The sequence below is a fragment of the Methanoregula sp. genome (assembly GCF_003170075.1).
GTDB lineage: Archaea > Halobacteriota > Methanomicrobia > Methanomicrobiales > Methanospirillaceae > Methanoregula.
This window is the reverse complement of sequence record NZ_PMZU01000067.1, coordinates 67,682-84,663: the sequence shown is the minus strand read 5'-3', so window position 1 is coordinate 84,663 and position 16,982 is coordinate 67,682. Positions and strand designations below refer to the sequence as shown.

The 16,982-nt window shown below is 56.0% G+C and carries 15 protein-coding genes and 1 tRNA gene; 4 read left to right on the top strand and 12 right to left on the bottom strand.

Going from position 1 to position 16,982, the window contains the following annotated elements; translation table 11 throughout:
* Positions 1-156, top strand: a 156-nt coding sequence (locus QZN75_RS09095) for a histone family protein (RefSeq protein ID WP_292427685.1), incomplete at its 5' end; no start/stop codon positions are given.
* A gap of 110 nt (positions 157-266) precedes the next feature.
* Here the strand turns inward: QZN75_RS09095 and QZN75_RS09090 are convergent.
* The 7 genes from QZN75_RS09090 to QZN75_RS09060 form a co-directional block, all read right to left on the bottom strand.
* Positions 267-611: a hypothetical protein gene (locus QZN75_RS09090; protein ID WP_292427676.1), complete on the bottom strand. Its 345-nt coding sequence runs from the start codon at positions 609-611 to the stop codon at positions 267-269.
* Positions 612-654: 43 nt separating this feature from the next.
* Positions 655-1,236 carry an imidazoleglycerol-phosphate dehydratase HisB gene (gene hisB / locus QZN75_RS09085; RefSeq protein ID WP_292427673.1) on the bottom strand — a complete coding sequence of 194 codons (582 nt, stop codon included), beginning with the start codon at positions 1,234-1,236 and terminating at the stop codon, positions 655-657.
* A complete protein-coding gene (gene hisA, locus QZN75_RS09080) occupies positions 1,233-1,943 on the bottom strand; it encodes a 1-(5-phosphoribosyl)-5-[(5-phosphoribosylamino)methylideneamino]imidazole-4-carboxamide isomerase (RefSeq protein WP_292427670.1) in 711 nt (236 codons plus the stop codon). The genes hisB and hisA overlap by 4 nt, the downstream gene beginning before the upstream one ends.
* 5 nt (positions 1,944-1,948) lie before the next feature.
* On the bottom strand, positions 1,949-2,806 hold the full coding sequence (gene hisG / locus QZN75_RS09075; RefSeq protein WP_292427682.1) for an ATP phosphoribosyltransferase: 858 nt from the start codon (positions 2,804-2,806) through the stop codon (positions 1,949-1,951).
* A gap of 64 nt (positions 2,807-2,870) precedes the next feature.
* Positions 2,871-4,073 (bottom strand): methionine adenosyltransferase, encoded by a 1,203-nt coding sequence (locus tag QZN75_RS09070; RefSeq protein ID WP_292427667.1) that lies wholly within the window; start codon positions 4,071-4,073, stop codon positions 2,871-2,873.
* A 145-nt stretch (positions 4,074-4,218) separates the two neighbouring features.
* Positions 4,219-5,610 carry a zinc ribbon domain-containing protein gene (locus QZN75_RS09065; RefSeq protein ID WP_292427662.1) on the bottom strand — a complete coding sequence of 464 codons (1,392 nt, stop codon included), beginning with the start codon at positions 5,608-5,610 and terminating at the stop codon, positions 4,219-4,221.
* Between the two features lie 94 nt (positions 5,611-5,704).
* Positions 5,705-7,141: a hypothetical protein gene (locus QZN75_RS09060; RefSeq protein WP_292427659.1), complete on the bottom strand. Its 1,437-nt coding sequence runs from the start codon at positions 7,139-7,141 to the stop codon at positions 5,705-5,707.
* 200 nt (positions 7,142-7,341) lie between these two features.
* Here QZN75_RS09060 and QZN75_RS09055 point away from each other — a divergent pair, with 200 nt between their 5' ends.
* The gene (locus QZN75_RS09055) at positions 7,342-7,683 is read left to right on the top strand and encodes a hypothetical protein (RefSeq protein ID WP_292427656.1); all 342 of its coding nucleotides are present in this window, start codon (positions 7,342-7,344) and stop codon (positions 7,681-7,683) included.
* On the top strand, positions 7,637-8,644 hold the full coding sequence (locus QZN75_RS09050) for a P-loop domain-containing protein (protein WP_292427653.1): 1,008 nt from the start codon (positions 7,637-7,639) through the stop codon (positions 8,642-8,644). The genes QZN75_RS09055 and QZN75_RS09050 overlap by 47 nt, the downstream gene beginning before the upstream one ends.
* A gap of 132 nt (positions 8,645-8,776) precedes the next feature.
* On the opposite strand, the gene QZN75_RS09045 is transcribed toward QZN75_RS09050, so the two are convergent.
* From QZN75_RS09045 to QZN75_RS09030, 4 genes are all read right to left on the bottom strand, one after another.
* Complete coding sequence (locus tag QZN75_RS09045; protein WP_292427650.1) at positions 8,777-10,072, bottom strand: COG1361 S-layer family protein; 1,296 nt, start codon at positions 10,070-10,072, stop codon at positions 8,777-8,779.
* A 239-nt stretch (positions 10,073-10,311) separates the two neighbouring features.
* A tRNA-Leu gene (locus QZN75_RS09040) sits at positions 10,312-10,396 on the bottom strand.
* A 75-nt stretch (positions 10,397-10,471) separates the two neighbouring features.
* Positions 10,472-12,265 (bottom strand): KUP/HAK/KT family potassium transporter, encoded by a 1,794-nt coding sequence (locus QZN75_RS09035; RefSeq protein ID WP_292427647.1) that lies wholly within the window; start codon positions 12,263-12,265, stop codon positions 10,472-10,474.
* A 122-nt stretch (positions 12,266-12,387) separates the two neighbouring features.
* Positions 12,388-13,434 carry an AI-2E family transporter gene (locus QZN75_RS09030; RefSeq protein ID WP_292427644.1) on the bottom strand — a complete coding sequence of 349 codons (1,047 nt, stop codon included), beginning with the start codon at positions 13,432-13,434 and terminating at the stop codon, positions 12,388-12,390.
* A gap of 122 nt (positions 13,435-13,556) precedes the next feature.
* Here QZN75_RS09030 and QZN75_RS09025 point away from each other — a divergent pair, with 122 nt between their 5' ends.
* Positions 13,557-15,083, top strand: a complete 1,527-nt coding sequence (locus QZN75_RS09025) for a TrkH family potassium uptake protein (RefSeq protein WP_292427641.1) — start codon at positions 13,557-13,559, stop codon at positions 15,081-15,083.
* Positions 15,084-15,098: 15 nt separating this feature from the next.
* Here the strand turns inward: QZN75_RS09025 and QZN75_RS09020 are convergent, their stop codons facing one another.
* Positions 15,099-16,973, bottom strand: a complete 1,875-nt coding sequence (locus tag QZN75_RS09020; RefSeq protein WP_292427638.1) for an ASKHA domain-containing protein — start codon at positions 16,971-16,973, stop codon at positions 15,099-15,101.
* Positions 16,974-16,982: the final 9 nt, after the last annotated feature.

Genomic DNA, 16,982 nt, shown 5'->3' with positions numbered 1-16,982 from the left:
GCCGAAAGAGTGGGCAGCGATGCTGCCGAGGCACTTGTGGTTAAAGCTGAGAAGTACATCGCCCAGCTCACCAAGGAATCAAACAAGCTTGCCGAGCATGCCGGAAGAAAGACCATCAAGAAAGAAGACGTTGATCTCGCGTCCAAGTCCAACTGATCAACTCTTTTTTCGTATGAGCCTGCACCGGTGCGGGATCGTTTCTTGTAAAGCCGTTCTTCGAGGAGATGGGTTTTTTAAAAAAGAACAGAATATTGTTTCTGCAAATCTTACTCAATCTCCCGTCCGTTCACAAAAGACCGACTGCCATCCTCTTTGTGCTCATGGTAGTCGAGCAGGCGTTTTATTTCATCATACACTTTTCCCTTGTCCTTTGCCCCGGTAAAGAGGATCCTCGTACCATCGATGTCGTCCTTGAGGTACGCCGCCTCGTCATAGACGATAAGCATGATCTGGTTGCCCGGCCCGAAGAGATGCTCTTCGCTGTCCCCTTTCATGTACCGTTCGCGCTGCTCTTTTGTCGGCGCCGCATACTTGTTGTCGTACCGGAAAACACCCGTTGTAATCACCCACTGGTTGTACCGTAAAGAAGATCGGGAGGTGGGCTCTTCCACCAGTCACACGAAAGAATGCCTGCACGCCGGCAGGCTTGCCGGTTCAGAATGTTCCCTTCGTGCTTGGGATGCCCTTTGCTTTCCCGCTCTTTGCCATCGCATCTCCCAGTGCAATTCCGAATGCTTTGAACGCCGCCTCGCACTGGTGGTGATCGTTCCTGCCGGAGAAGGTGATGTGGGCAGTGATATTGGCGTGCATGCAGAGGGAGTAGAAGAAGTGCTCGAAGAGATCGGACGGGATGTTCCCGAGTGTTTTGTTGCCGAAGGTGCCGGTATAGACAAGATACCCGCGACCCCCGCAGTCAAGCGCCACCTGCGCAAGGGACTCGTCCATCGGGATAATCGCGTGTGCAAACCGCCGGACGCCCCGGCCGTCCCCGATCGACTGCTTCACCGCATCGCCGATCACGATCCCTGTATCTTCGATCGTGTGGTGGCAGTCCACATCAAGATCACCGGTAGCCCTGCAGGTGAGATCGAACCCCCCGTGTTTTGCCATTCCGGTGAGCATGTGGTCGAAGAACGGGATGCCGGTCTCCACTGACACCTTCCCGGTCCCGTCAGGGTTGAGTGTGAGTGCGATTGTTGTTTCCTTTGTCTCTCGTGCAATGGTAACTTTTCTCATTGAGATTCCTCTAGTGCCTCTGAAAGGTTAATCTTACCGCTGTATAGCGCCGAGCCGAGCACTGCACCGTACGCCCCGGCATCCCGCAATGCGGCAACATCCGCACGCCCGGACACACCACCGGCAACAACCACCGGCACACGGACATGGGAAATAAGCTGCCGGACTGGTTCGATGGCAACGCCCTGTTGCAGCCCCTCGACATCCACATTCGTATAGAGCAGCGAGCCGGCGCCGAGTTTTTCAAAGGTTTTCGCCCAACCGATGTAATCACCTGCGGTTTCCTGCCAGCCATGGATCGCGACCTTGCCCCCCTTTGCATCCACGCCGGCCATCACCCGGTCGCTGCCGAATTCTGTGGCAAGCTGCCGGATGCTATCAGGATTCTGGATTGCAAGCGTGGACAGGATAATCCGGGTTACACCGGTCCCGAGCCAGCGGCTCCCATCCTCAACGGAGCGGATCCCACCGCCAAGCTCGATCTCGACCCCGGTATCTTTTACCAATGCCCGGATCAGGTCGGCATTCTTTGCCGACTCTCCGAATGCACCGTCAAGGTTGACCACGTGCAATGCCTCGGCACCGGCATCAAGCCAGTGGCGGGCACAGGAAAGCGGATCGCCGTATGCGGTTGCGCTCTCCCGTTTTCCCTGCACGAGCTGGACACACCTGCCCCCGAGGATGTCTACGGCGGGAAAAATTCTCATGATTATCAGCGGATCATCCGCTCGATAGACATGACAAGGATGTCCCGTGCGCCCGCCCTTTTCAACGCGTTGATCAGCGCATAGACCCGTTCCTCGTTTACGACCGCGTGGACGGCGACCATATCCTCTATCGAAGCGACGTCCATGACAGTCGGGCCGGAGAGCCCGGGCAGCACGCTTTTTATCTTCTCAAGCGACACCCGTTTTACGTTCATCATCAGGTAGCACTGCCCGCGTGCCCGTATCACGCTTTCGAGGGCAAGGTGGATCTCATCGATTTTTTCGCGTTTTGTCTCCATCGACCGGCGGTTTGCGATCAGATGGGTTGAGGTCACAAGAACCTCGTCGAGCACCCGGAGCCGGTTGGTTTTTAAGGTATTACCTGAACTCGAGAGATCGACAATTGCATCGGCAATCCCGAGATGGGGTGTTGCCTCGCAGGCCCCTCCGACGAGGACGATCGTGACCGGCACGTGCCGTTTTGCAAAATACTGCTTTGTGATGGTGGGGAACTCGGTTGCGATCTTTGCCCCTTTGAGATCGTGGATGGTGGAGATATCCGCATCATCGCGTACGGCAAGCACGAGTTTTGCTTTCCCGATCTGGAGATCGAGGAGTTCCTCAACATCGGATCCGCGTTCGACTACCATGTCGTGGCCGGTGATGCCGAGATCTGCCGCGCCGGTTGCCACGTATTCAGGGATATCGATGGGCCGGGCAAAGAGGATCTCCACATGAGGGTCGAGCGTGCGGGCGATAAGCCGGCGCTCGGCAATGTCCGGCAGGTGAAGCCCGCTCTTTTCCATCAGGTCCATGATCGGCGCTGCGATCCTCCCCTTGTTGGGAATGGCAAGCCGGATCATGCCGGAAAAAGAAGAGAGTCCGCCCGGTGCCGGTGCGGATGCCCTTTTTTCGCCTTGTTTCTTTTTAGAAGGTCTTGAGTTCGCCACGGATTACCTTCTCCGTGATGCTGGTCACGTTTGCAAGGTTGTCGTCAACGATCGCATTGATTTCGCTGTTGATCTCCTGCAGGGTAACCCCTTTCTTGGGCAGTACCTGGACGCTTGCCACGAGCGGGAGATCGATCGGTTTTCCTATCTGGGAGAGCAGGCGAACGTACATCTCCTCGATGCCGTCGACCTTTTTGACTGACTCCTGCGCGATCTGGGTCGAGAGGAGGTTGTAGATCTTGCCGATATGGTTGATCGGGTTCTTGCCGCTGGTTGCTTCCATGCTCATCGGGCGGTTGGGGGTGATAAGTCCGTTGCACCGGTTACCACGGCCGACCGAGCCATCGTCGCCCATCTCAGCCGATGTGCCGGTGACTGTCAGGAAAACACTCTTGTTCTTGATATCGTCCGCGGTGTTAACATTGACCACGATCTTGCGCTTCGTGCTCTTCTTTGCCACCTTCCCGATCTCTTCGGACAGGAGTGCCATGTAGTCCTGGTATTCTTTTATGCCCGCGCAGTACTTGTCGACAATGGCGCAGGCTATGGTGAGGGTAATTTTGTCCCCGTCCCGCAGGCCCATGATCTTGATATCCTGCCCGATGGCTGGGTATTTCTTGCGGAGCTTGGTATCAATATAATTTGACGTGTTCCGGATGATCGTCTCCACTTCGGAGAACGGTGCATGCCCGACGCCAAATGAAGTATCGTTGGAACGGGGGACTTTGCCCTGTCGGGGCTTGAACACGTCCCGGAGATCGGTTGAACCGTTCCCGAGCCGGCTGTCGATCATGACATCCCGGGTCAGGTTGAGTTCGGGAAGGATCTTGTGGAGGTACGTGTGCGCCGCTTCAATCGCAACCACATCGGTCGGAACCGTGATGCCATTGAACTGCTTTGTCGCCCGGCCGTCAATTAAAACATAAATCGGCCGGATCATCTTTCCGCCACCGAATTTCGGGCACGATTCTCCGGCAACGACCTCGCCCTGGTCGGTGTTGTGGTGCAGGACGGCGCCGAACTCTTCAAGGTACACCTTGCAGAGTGCCTGTGAAATCGACTCTGCAATTCCATCTGCAATGCTGTCGGGATGACCGAGGCATTTGCGCTCAACAAGTTCAATCCGCTGTTTTTCCAGAGGGATCTGATTCAACGCTTCAATCTGAATATTTCTTTTCATTAAACTTCCTCAGTTTCTCCGTAATCGTACTAATACAAGAGACTGGCTTTCATATAACGATTTCTTCTTAGGTAAAACAGAAATATCCGGCGTTTATCTGGCCGAATTAAAAATTGAAATGAAATACGGATATTCGGGTTTATGATCAGCGCCGCAGGAATTTCTGCAGGATGGTCATATCGCTGCCCTTGGGGGTCTTTTTGACCGGTGGTCTCCTTGGTGGCAGATCCTCTTCCTCGTCGTCATGGACCTCTTCAATCCGCGGGACCTTGTGCAGATGGGGTTGGGTGGTTGCGGCAGCCGCAGGGACCGGGCGGGGGACAGTCTTTGACAAGCGCGCCCCCGGATCGGTTCTCGAACGACCGAGCCGTGTCCCGCATCCCGGACAGAAATTTGCTTCTCCCGGAAGTCTCTTTCCGCAGTTATGGCAGAACTGCGGGTTGTCGGCAGGCTCTTCCGGTACTGCTCTCCTGTGAACGGCAGGGAACTCCTCCGGGGCGATCTCCCGTATAGGTTCGTGTTCCGGCACGGGACGGCGTACGGGTTCAGCGGTTACGCTCCTTACCGGGTGGACGCCGGTCTGTCGCACCGGCTGTACGGGATTATTCATCGCGGTTCGCATCGCTGCATGGACTTCTGGTCTCCTGACGACCTGAGAGTCACTTCTCGCGGGTGCGGGAATCGCATGGGTTAACTGGAGCCTGGGTTTCTGCGGCTCCTCTGTTGTCCTTATCTGCACCCGTCTCTGGGGCGGGGTTCCCGGTTCGGCCTCTGGTTCAGGTTCCGGTTCACGGGTAAGTGCGATCAGCCGTTTTACCGGGGGCTGGCGTTCGAGCTCTTTGAGGGGTTTTCTTGTTGGGTGCAATTCCTCGTGGCGGACTTGGGGTCTTACCGGCCGTGCCGGGGGTTCTTCTGCCGGCTCTTCTTCGCGCTCCTCCTCCGGCTGCTCCAACTCTTTTTGTGGGGGTGCCTCCCGGCGTAATTTTTTTGCTTCCGGCTGCTCCTGGAGCAGTGCCATCCAGTCGTCGATCTCACCGGCCCGGTCAGTGCCGTTCTGGGTAAAGACCAGTTTCATGGTCTTGATCTCATCGTCAGCTGATCTTATGGAGAGCACCAGCACCGGATCGGAATTCTCCGAGTATTCCACGATACTGTCGGCAATCGTGTCGCGCGTGATATCTTTTGCAGTTACCCTGATTTTCTTTTCCTGCGTATCGATTAAAAAAATGCGCTTGTTCGTCAGGTATGCGTGGAAAAAAAACTTTTTTACCGAGATATTGAGGGAGCCAATCAGCACCTGCTCGCCCGGCTGGAGGATGGCAGAGAGCCCGCCTTCCTCTTCACTTTCCGGTTCATCGACCGGAGGGGCAGCTGCCGCCATTTTCGGGGCAGGCCGGGGCGGGGTGTTCCGCTGCGGGATCTGTGCGCCTCTGCTGCCTGCGGATCTTGCCGGCTGCTGTGGTATTTCGCCCCCGCAGTACCCGCAGACCTCGACATTATCCCGGATATTCATCCCGCAGTGCGGACACTTTTTCATCCAATGTCTCCTCTGTCCTGTAAATGGAGTAGGTAATTATAATGTTTACATAGGATATGAAAAATTCTCTGATCCTCTCATGGATCTGTTCGTATTACTGTGATGCGGCAGTGACCTGGAGGTAGCGGCTGCGAAGGTCAAAAACCGCGGCATCTATCGCAGTATCGTCAGAAAGTTCGTGGAGCCAGATGACCGGTGTGCTCCGGAACGCGGTAACAAGACTGTTGATCCGGCATGCGGTTTCATCCCCGTCACGATAGCACTTGTCGGCCGTGATATTCCCGAATGTACGGTCAACGAGATCCGCATATGATGAGTGGCAGCCGGCAACATGGCAGAGTTTTCCCTGCACGTACACGATCAGGAGTCCTTTTTTATGTGCCAGATCCTCATTCTGCAAGGCAAACGAGCCAAAATCTTCATCCCCGTACCGGTTCAGGAGCTGAGGGAACAGTGGATCATTTTTCTTTTGGAGTTCTTCTGTTACCGGGCCGAGCCGGAGCAGGAGGTACCGCAGATATTCCCTTACAAAAAGCGGTTTTACATCAGCAAAAACCGGGGCTTCGAGTGCCTGCTGCACGGTGCGTTGTGACTGGCTGAAGAGATCATGTCGGACCCCGCGTAAAAACCGGAGCTTTACGGGTCGGAAATAGAGGGTTTTTGCGGTGCCGGTAACGACAAGGCTCCCATCTTTAAGCGTGGAAAACGAGACCGGGACTCCTTCGACTGGCCGTGCGGGTTTTACCGGACGGTGAACCGCAACAGGCTGGGGAATTATTATATCGGCTTTTTTTGGGGCCATGCGGTACCGGGATGTGGCTATGCGGGACGCCGGCCGTGCGGGTTTTTCCTCATGCACCAGCGCCGCCCAGTCATCGGATTTTCGGCAGGAATTGAGGTACTGCCTCCAGCGCGGATCGGAAATATGGGCAATTGAGACCAAACGAAACCGGTCTTTTTCCGGGATAAACTTTGCACCGCAGTGCGAGCAGTCAAGGTAGTAATCGGCCGGGGGGACGCCAAACAGCCGTTTACCGGTCACCCGGCTGAGGATGCCGGTCCGGCAGATCGGGCACTGCGCGAGCCACGCATCTGTTTCCCCTCCGCTGGAACACGTGCCGTCACAGGGTAACATGTCTCCCGATGCAATGTGCCAGGTCCATGCGGAGAGCAGCCGGATCCCCCGCATCTGCGTGTGAGTGGCCGCGTCGAGCACTTCGGCCGGCTCGGCAAGACCGGCGCTGACTAGGACCTCTGCGATGACCGGTGCGGCTGCACCTTGGTCGCTCCCGAGGCGTTCGCTGAGGCACTCTCCAAGTCCTGTCAGGAAGCCGGTATCACGGGATGCGGCACACAGGGGCAGCGTCCGCTTGACCTCGGCATTCAGGCACTCCAGGGTCACGCCGATGAGTCCTTCGGTGATTTCGACATCGTTTCTTGTAAAGGGGAGCCGTCCGATGCGGCGGCTGATGGCCTCGCAGGCAAGCGCGTGGATATTGTTTGGGATCGGGAGAAATTGTGGGGCGGCCATGGGTTATCACGCTGCTGCTATCCATTGGAAGGACAGGCGGATAAACACTTGCAGGTGGACGTTTTGGTGATCAGGCACCGGCATTTTTACGGTCCGCGGTACAATTCCGTATCGTGGCAGATGATGGACCGGCAGCCTGTCTTTCCGGAATGCTGGCACTTTCCGGTGATGACCGGTAGGGGATCGATGCGGCCCCTACTGTGCCGGGCGTCACGGCGTATGCGGTCCGATCGTTTGACGGCGATGCGCTTCGTTTCTCCATCCCGGTGATCGTGCGTCGCCCGCTCCTCTCGGAAATCCCGCTTGGTGTGCAGGGAGCGGTGGGAGCGGTCGCCCTCATCATCGAATATGTCAAGGAGCAGGTGGCGTCAGTTGCGGCGCTTGGCTCACTTGCCGGACGCGGCACCCGGTTCCCACAGCACTATGCGTCAACTATCGAGCCCTATACCATTGTAGCATCCCCGGCTGCGCTCGCTTCCGATCTCTGGCACGCAGATGACCGCAACTTCGGTGGATACAGCGGGCGTTCACCTTCTCCTTAGCGGGGCCGTTTTATGCCCTCATTCCTACTCCGCAGATGACGTCTCACGGGTTACAAAAACAGCTGCATGCCTCCGCGATGCCATTGCTGCGTGCGTGTTCTCCCGGCCGGTGCGGGTGCTGGGATCTGCATGGATCAATGCGCTCGACCAGCAGCTTCTCAGAGTACATCTCCCGGAGCTTGGCCTCGTCTCATTTTTCGGAGACGGTGCAAAGCCGGCCCGGCCCTGCACGCAGTACCGGTGTTTCTTCCGCACCGCAGGTCCCAAAATGGGGGTCAGCGTGCCATTTGCATGCCCGCGGGAGCTGGAGCCGGTCGAACTGGAACTTGAAGCGAGTAACCTGACGGTAACCGGCCTTGACATCAAAAAACGCGAGGTATTTGCGGTCGCCGGTTCGAACGCCCAGGGAAAGACGACGTTCCTTGAAGGCATAATCTCCGGCATGGATGACCATGCGGCCGGTGACGGGCGGGAACGGATCGTAACCGTTCACGGGCTGTGCAGCGCGGAGGCGACGAACTGTGAGCTTGCCGGCGCCGATGTGAGTATGTTCTTTTCTGCGCTCCCGCCCGGCATGGACGGGACGGTGAAGGCTGCATACGGCACGGGTGGCGGGTCGATGACGATGGCGTACCAGGTGCAGAGAGCAATTGTGCGGGGCACCCCGATCCTGATCATCGATGAGGACCGGGCAGTGGCAAATCTGCTCGTGAGAAGTTGTCTCCAGACGGGGGAGATCACGCCTTTATCCGAGATCCTAGCCCATGATCGCGGGAAGATGGGGGAGACGACACTCGTCTTTGCTGCATGCGCCATGGATACCCTGATTGCACAGGCCGACCGGATCATGGTGCTCGACCGGCATGTTGCCTCTGCGATAGATTGCGGGGGATTCCGGCGCCGGTTGGCGACATCTCTTGAAAAGATAGCGGGGGAGATCCTGGAAAAGGATGGTCCCTGATTACACCGTTGAAACGGTTAATGCGACCGGTACCGGCCATATCTGATGACCGGTGCATCCGCGGTCTTATGTATTAGGGTGATCTGTGCCAGCCCGGATAAAAAGCTAGTCACGTGGAATCCCGCACAGCATTCATCTCTTCTTCTTTATGAAGTGAAGTGCAGTGTAGATAATACCGATGATCACCGCGATAAGGATAGAAAGGTAGACCGGGTGGGAGATGATGCCTGCGAAACCGGTCAGATCTTTCACATCGATCGAGACTTTCATCGGGTCCGAGATATAGGTGGTATCGAGGGCGTCGCGGTACCGGATCTCCGAATCAAGGCCGTATTCCTTGATGGTCGCATCGCTTGCCACGCTGATCTGGAACGAAGCCACAGCGGACTGACCGGGAGCGAGGTCTCCCAGGTACGCGACATCGGAGGTGCTGGTGAACGGGTCGACGGCACTGATCCGGGCCTGAGCGCTTTTAATCGTGGAATTCCCGATATTCTTGTATTCCACCTGGATGGTCTTCTTGCTGCCCGGGCTCATCTGTGCCGGCGGTGACAGGATCACAAAATCCACTTTGTTACCCACGTTCACACCCACGGTCTCGGTTCGTGAAGTAACAACGTCGCCTTCCTTATTCTGGTAGACCACTGCCACGTCAACCGGATAGGACTTGTTCTGTGCAGTATCTGCCACCGTTACCTTATACTGGCAGGATCTGGTACTGCCAGCCGGGAAATCCCCGACAAACACGCTGCTGTCAACAGGAGTCACCGGGCTGTTGTCGTTCCGGGTAATTTTGACGGTGGCCTTACTGCCGTCCAGCGACCCGGTATTTTTGATCGTCAGGTTCAGGTATCCGTCCGCACCTGCGACCAGGTGACCCGAGGTCACCGAAATTACTTCCGGGATCACTTCAGGTTTTATGACTAAGGGAACCGTGACCGTTATGTTGTCCTGCACGTAGTAATAGCGGAACGAATCGGTATCGAACTGATCGACAGAATCAAACCGGGTATAACTGATGTTCAGCGGAAGGGCATACGTGTCGGCGGGTGCATCCTGGTTCACCTTTGCATGAATTGTCACGGTTTTCCGGGTCTGGCTGGCGAGATCGCCGATCATCTGTGGATCGGATTCTATGACCAGCGGGGCGTCACCGGCTGTCATGGTCACCGTGACAAATTTTGCCGTCGTGGGAGGATCGTCGCGGTCGATAATATTTGACGCTACCTGCTTATCCAGACTCATTCCGTTGTTTTCTATCACTACTGCAATCTGGATGTCGCTGCCGGCTGTATACTCGTTGGTCCCGGCTATATACGCGGTCAGATCCGGACTGCCATCCAGGTATTTTATTCCGGCAAGGGCCGGCACCACGAGGAGGGAGGTAAGTATTATCAGAATGATTGCTTGGGCTCGTATCGATGCCATAGGGGGGTCTCCTTATTGCACATCAAAAATGTATTTTTCTATTGTACGTTAATGGGTTATGTATTTTCTCCGGATCTCTGAAGAAACCCTATGTAAATAATTCCCGGCAGACTCGACACAGAATAATTTTTCGGTTATCTGTAGTAACCATCAAAAATTCTCTAGATGCTGTGGGGTAACCCCCATGATCACTTGAAGCAGGGCCCCCCCGCTTCCAATGGACTGGTGCCCACTTTTTATGCGAGGGAAGGGATTCGAACCCTTGAACTCCTGCGAGACTGGACCCTAAATCCAGCGCCTTTGACCTGGCTTGACTACCCTCGCTTACCGTCTCTATTTGTCCGGCAGAATTAAGAGCATATCGTCCAGGCGGCCAAAAAAGACCGGAGTTTAACCCCCCTACATCTCAACCCTGGTCACGACGCCGTGGATCTTGTCCGACGGCAACCGGTAGAACTGCACGACAGAAGGAGTGAGGTGCTTGATCGCGCCGAAGATCTTCCAGATAACATGGTTGGTGACAATATCCTCCATCCCGTAAAAGATTGTCTTCTCGTCAATGTCGGCGTCTTTCAGGATAGTCGAGATATCGACAATCTCCATGTACCCCAAGTAGATCTCAAAGATGGAGAGCCCCTTTGCCAGCTCCCGGGTCACGCCCCACGTCACCCCGAACGGCTGCTCCGTACGGATGATCGAGATAATGATGTTCTCCTCGTACACGATGTTGTTCGTGAACATCGTGCGGGGGATGTACTGCGGGATCTGCCGGAAATCCCGGGCGAAGTACAGCGCGGAACCCGAGATCCTGTTCACCGATTTGTAGAGTGCGTTGAATTTCTGGAGGAACTCATCGAGCGGCACCGGCTTTAAGGAATTCGCGAGGCGCTTCTGGCCGTTCACGTAGATAAGGATGATCGCGAGTGGAATAGAAGCGATCAAAAGCGACCAGTAACCGCCTTGCGGGATTTTGTGAAGATTTGAGAAAAGGAAGGTCCCGGTCACAATAAAAACAAACCCTGCGATCAGACTCTTGAGGATCTCGCCGCGGAGGACGAGGATCCAGATGATCAGGATACTTGTGATCGTCATCGTCCCGCAGACCGCAAGCCCGTACGCATGGGTGAGGTTGTTGGAGCTCTTAAACACCAGAATAATCAGCAGGACAGCAAAGAGCAGCATCCAGTTCACGCTGTCGATGTAGATCTGGGACCTGAGGTGGGGAGAGGTATAATCGATCCGCAGGAGCGGCAGGATACGGGTAGTGATACCCTGGTACACGATGGAGAAGATTCCGGAGATCATCGCCTGCGAGGCAATCACCGTTGCCGCGATGCTTAAGATAAGGAAGGGAATATAGAGAAGTTTTGCTTCGGAGAAAATCATCTCGAAGAGGACATTCTGGGTGTCGGGATGTGCGATCAGGAACGCGCCCTGCCCGAAATAGTTGATCGCAAGGGCGATAAATACCAGGTACCAGGCCTTCACGATAGGCTCCCGTCCGAGATGCCCCATATCCGCGTAGAGCGCTTCTCCCCCGGTGGCGCACAGGATCACAGACGAGAGGATCAAAAATCCTGCAAGACCGTTATGCAAAAGATAGTTGATCGCATACATCGGGTTCACGGCAAATATCACCTGTGGTGCCAGGAAGAGTGCGACAAGACCTGAGACCGCAAGAACGGCAAACCAGACTACCATGACCGGGCCAAACGCCCACGCCACCTTTTCTGTCCCCCGCGCCTGAAATGCAAAAAGGCAGATAGCGATAACGGCTGCGATCAGCATGAGAAGAATCTGTGCGGTATTCTCAAAACCTGGGATCAAAAGGATCCCCTCTACCGCGGAGAGGATACTGATTGCCGGCGTGATGACACCGTCTCCGATAAAGAGCGAGATGCCGATGATGGAGATAAGTGAAACAAACGCAATCTGGTTGCCGGATTTCAGCATCGGCAGCAGAATCTCCTTAAGCACAATCGTCCCGCCTTCACCTTTCTTACCCAGGTGCATCGCAAGGAACGTGTACTGGACCGTGACAAGGATCGTGAGCGTCCAGAAAATAAGGGAAAGGATGCCCATCACGTTCTGGGGGGTGGGTTCGATCAAAAGAAAAATCGCGGTGAACGTATAAATGGGACTGGTCCCGATATCGCCGAACACGAGACCCATCGATTTGACGATCCCGGGCATTACGAAATAATCCCTGAACATTCCTGATTTACCCGTGGGGACAATTAGGGTATATTGCTTTCTCTTTGGGGATTATTCACTAGGTCAGTCCAGAACGACCGGGATCCATATAAACCGGTCCGTTACGGGCCGGCTTCCCGTGCAGTCTCCTGCACCGCCGTTCCCTGCGCACCCTTGCGGTCATCGGTCCAGATCCGGTAACTCTTCATAAGGAGGACGATGATCAACGGCCCGAGAACAAAACCGACAATTCCCATCGTCAGAATACCCCCGATGATACCGATGAACATGATAAGCGGGTGGATTTTGACCCTTCGGCCCACAAGCACCGGCCGCACGGAGATCTCCGGCAGCGCAGAAACGACAAGGTATCCCAGGAAAAACAGGATGAGCACGCCGTACATGTCACCCCTCGCAAGGGCATATGCGCCGATAATGATAAACGCGACCGATGATCCGAGGATGGGGATGAGCTCGCAGAATGCTGCCAGGAATGAGTAAAAGAGAATATTCCCGTACCCGAGCAGGTAAAAGACCGGGATCGCAATAAAGAACGTCAGTACCGCGATAGCAATCTGGACGATATAGATGACATAGAGCGTATCCACTGTGACCGGCATGAGCTGATCAACATAATTTTTCACCGGCTGCGGCAGGAACTGGTCTACCCGGTCCTTGAGTGCTTTACCCTTTAAAAGCAGGAGGAAGAACGAGATGAAAAAGATAAGTCCTTTTAAGACGATCAGCAGCAGGTTATCTGTCAGCGTTGCCCAGTAATTGACAAAGAGTGAGTCCCCTTTTGAAAGCCATGCTGAAAGGGTTCCCCTGCTGATCGGTATCCCGAATGCTTCCGGGTGGATGGCAGGATTGTCAAGCCACGATCCGATCGTGGCAAATATCTGGTTTAAAAGTCCCGCATTGGCCTGAAGGATCATCAGGGTGGCCCAGGCCATCCCGGCAATGAGTGCGAAAAGGCCGATGGTGATGATGGCCGAGGAGAGGACCGGCCGTGTGTACTGCAAAAGCCGGCGGTGAAGCGGCAGCAGCACCACCGCAAGCGACGCACCAAGGACGACCATATCGAGGACCGACCAGAAGATAACAAGGGCAACTACCGTAAGGAACAGTACGATAAAGAACGGGTAGAGATCCTTGTCCATGCGGGTCATATGCTTACCAGATGGTTTGCGAGCATTACAGTATATAGGTGCCGTGTGGCGGGAACACCGGCTCCTGTGAGGAGCAGCACAACCCATAACAATAACAAAACGCCAAACATCTTCACTATCAGATGAAGCGGATCGATCACCTCGCAATGATTGTGCACGACGTGGGACGGATCTGCCGGTTCCTCGGATTTGTGTCACTGGTCCCATTTGTTGTACTGGTGATCTTCCAGGAATGGGACCTGTTGCTGCCCATGGCAAGCGCTCCCCTCGCGTTTCTCGGGATAGGGTACCTGTTCACCCGGGTCCCGGCCCGCGATTTCGAGCCGCCCGTTTCGATGGTGCTTGTCGCGATCGCGATCGCATGGTTTTTAATCGCCCTTGTCGGGGCGCTTCCCTTTGTCTTTGGCCTTGGCATGTCGTATACGGACAGCGTGTTCGAGGCGATGTCGGGCTGGACGAGCACCGGCTTTACCATGTTAGTGTCGGTTGACCTGACGCCAAAGACCCTTCTCTTCTGGCGGTCGTTCATGCAGTGGATCGGTGGCATCGGGATCATTGCGTTTGGGATCTCGATGCGCAGGAAGCCCGGGGTCTCGCTTTTCCAGATCTTCCGATCCGAGGGAAAGCCCGAGGATCTCATGCCAAATCTTATGTCCACCAGCTGGAAGATGTGGAAGATCTACATCTTTCTGACCTGCATTTTTACCGGTCTCGTTATGCTCGCCGGTATCCCACTCTGGGATGCCCTCAACCTGGTCATGGTTGCTATTGCGACCGGGGGATTTACCCTCCATTCTGCCGGACTTACCTATTACAACAATCCCCTGCTCGAAGTTCTTCTCATACCAGTAATGTTTGCCGGGGCGATACCGTTCAAGCTGTACTTCCTGATGTACCGGGGGAAGATGGAGGCACTTTTCCGCGACAAGACCATACGGCTCCTCCTTTTGATCGCGATTGTCGGTTCGGCAATCGTCTCGCTCGAGTTGTACATCTTCGACGGCCTTACCCCTCTTACCGCGCTTCGAGAGGGTGTCTTTGTCTCCGTCTCGGGTCTCTGCACGTGCGGTTTCCAGAATGCGGACCTTCATGTATGGGCGGTAATCCCGCTTGCCGTGATTGCGCTTCTGGTATTCATCGGCGGGGCAATGGGCAGCATGGCCGGGGGGATTAAGGTCAACCGGGTGGCACTCGCGTACGAGGGGGTGAAGTGGTGGTTCAGGCGGTTCTTTGTGAGCAGCCGGGTGATCGTGCCGTTCCGTCACGAGGGGCGGATGCTCTCCCGGGAGATGTCGGAGATGGAGATTTCAAAGAACATGCTGGTGATCGCTTTGTATGTCTTTACGATATTTACCGCAGCCATCCTCTGCCTGCACCTGTACATCACCACGTTCCGTCTCGACGAGGTGCTCTTCGAGTGCATTTCTGCGCTCTCCAATTCCGGGATAACGGTCGGATTTATCACGGCGACAAGTCCGGTTGCTATCAAATGGATCTTCATCGTCCTGATGTGGCTGGGAAGGCTTGAGATCGTGCCGGTGATCATCATGGTCATGGGCATCGCAAAGGGCGTGCGGGATGAGTTGTTCACCGAGCCTCCGGTTCAGGCTTTACTGTCTTATGTGCGGGATAATGACGAACCTGCGTGAACCGGCCCCTTCTCTTCAGGACAACGGGGGAAAGAGCTCCTGTTTTCCCGGGATATAGAGGGCTGCAGCATATTCCTCGGCAAATGCGGTATCTACCAGGAGGTCGATGTAGACCATGTGCCGGGCCAACTCTTCAGCAGCCGTCCGATACCGGGTTGAGACGAGCGTTGCATAAGCTCCCGAGAGCGAGCCGTTACCGATGGAGTGGAGGGTGGCGGCTGTAAACCTGGGAAGGATGCCGAAGCGGACGGCATTACCGATGTCGGCATAAGCCCCAAATGCCCCGGCAAGGTACAGATGCCGGATGCCCGCGACAGAACACTTGTATCTCTTCAGGAGCACCGCGATCGCCCCACAGGCGGCAGCCTTGGAGTCCATGAGGTAATCAATATCCTGCTGGGTGATCATGATATCCCGCCCGGTACCAGTCACAGGGGCCAGAGCAAGCACATATTCCGCCCCTTCCGGCCCGGTGCGGACCCGGGGATGCCGGAAATTAAGTTTCCCTGCGAAATCAAGGGCTTCGGTCTGCACCATGACAACGGCCAGATCGATGATACCCGAGCCGCAGATGCCCCGGGCCGGGGCAGAGCCGAGGGTGCTCCAGCAGATCTCCCCGGTTACCGGATCGACGTGCACATGATCGATCGCGCCTTTCATCGCCCTCATCCCGGCCCTGATGCCGGCGCCTTCAAATGCGGGGCCGGAAGCACAGGAAACCGATGCCGTCCAGTGCCGGGTGCCAAGGACGATCTCGCCATTTGTCCCGAGATCGACCAGGAGTGAGACCTCTTCTGACGTATGCATCCCTGCCGTGATCATATCGCCAATCACATCTCCGCCCACGAACCTGCTGACATTGGGAAGGCAGTACACCCCGGCATCGGGGTGTACGGCAAGCCCGATCTCCTGCGCGGTTTTTTGGATCGGTACCCGTGAGACCGGGGCGTCTGCAAGCTCCAGGTATCGGGGATTGATGCCGCAGAGCAGATGATTCATCACCGTGTTTCCCGCGATGCAGACATCCAGAATATCCGTGCTCCTGATGCCGGCGGTCCGGATAAGAGTTTCGATGACGTCGTTGATGCTCCTCGCGGCGGCTTTCTGGAGCGTGGCAAGCCCCGCAGGCGAACCGGCATATCCGATCCGGGTGAGCAGTTCCTCGCCATACGTGATCTGGCGGTTCAGGGTGGAGCCGGTGGCAAGGATCGCTCCGGTGTCGAGGCGGGCGAGGCAGCCGGCCACGGTCGTGGTACCGAGATCGATGGCAACGCCGTACAGTGGGGAGACCCTTTCGGCAGGGGCAATGGCAAGCACCGTCGGTGGCGACCGGACAGTCGAGAGCGTGGCTGCCTGTGAGGTTTCTGCAGCGAGCAGTGCGTGGTACTGTTCATCGGTTATGCGGGGCCGGGGCCCGGAGTATCCCGCAAACCGGATCGACTGAGAGGCAAATGGCAGGCCGTCGGATGGTGCCGTCTCCACCCGGTAACGCACGACCGCAGGCTCAATCTCGCCGGGTGCCACCGGCAGCGTGATCAGGATCTGGGGTGAGTCGATCCGGCTCTCCACCGGGATTGTAAACTCTGCATCCCCGGTCAGTGTCACCTGGCAGGCAAGGTAGTACCCCTCATCCCGCTCTTTCTGTGTGAGCCGGCAGCTCGTCCCGGTCTCCGGTGCCGCCATGCAGGTTCCTGACGTTAATATGACCCGGCATTTCCCGCAGGTGCCTTTACCGCCACAGATACTCTCGATTGCGATCCCGGCCATACCTATCGCGGCAAAGAGGGGCGTACCTGTCGGTACGGTAAGCACCCGGTTCATCGGCTGGAAGATAACCCTGATCTCCCTTGTAACTTTTTGCTGCACAGGTGTCTGCTCCCTCGTACTCATACCGCCCAG

Coding starts and splice junctions, on each gene's coding strand:
- hisB (WP_292427673.1), bottom strand. CDS start 1,236: ATGAGAAAAGTTACCATTGCACGAGAGACAAAGGAAACAACAATCGCA.
- hisA (WP_292427670.1), bottom strand. CDS start 1,943: ATGAGAATTTTTCCCGCCGTAGACATCCTCGGGGGCAGGTGTGTCCAG.
- hisG (WP_292427682.1), bottom strand. CDS start 2,806: ATGATCCGGCTTGCCATTCCCAACAAGGGGAGGATCGCAGCGCCGATC.
- QZN75_RS09070 (WP_292427667.1), bottom strand. CDS start 4,073: ATGAAAAGAAATATTCAGATTGAAGCGTTGAATCAGATCCCTCTGGAA.
- QZN75_RS09065 (WP_292427662.1), bottom strand. CDS start 5,610: ATGAAAAAGTGTCCGCACTGCGGGATGAATATCCGGGATAATGTCGAG.
- QZN75_RS09060 (WP_292427659.1), bottom strand. CDS start 7,141: ATGGCCGCCCCACAATTTCTCCCGATCCCAAACAATATCCACGCGCTT.
- QZN75_RS09050 (WP_292427653.1), top strand. CDS start 7,637: ATGACCGCAACTTCGGTGGATACAGCGGGCGTTCACCTTCTCCTTAGC.
- QZN75_RS09045 (WP_292427650.1), bottom strand. CDS start 10,072: ATGGCATCGATACGAGCCCAAGCAATCATTCTGATAATACTTACCTCC.
- QZN75_RS09035 (WP_292427647.1), bottom strand. CDS start 12,265: ATGCCCGGGATCGTCAAATCGATGGGTCTCGTGTTCGGCGATATCGGG.
- QZN75_RS09030 (WP_292427644.1), bottom strand. CDS start 13,434: ATGACCCGCATGGACAAGGATCTCTACCCGTTCTTTATCGTACTGTTC.
- QZN75_RS09025 (WP_292427641.1), top strand. CDS start 13,557: ATGAAGCGGATCGATCACCTCGCAATGATTGTGCACGACGTGGGACGG.
- QZN75_RS09020 (WP_292427638.1), bottom strand. CDS start 16,973: ATGAGTACGAGGGAGCAGACACCTGTGCAGCAAAAAGTTACAAGGGAG.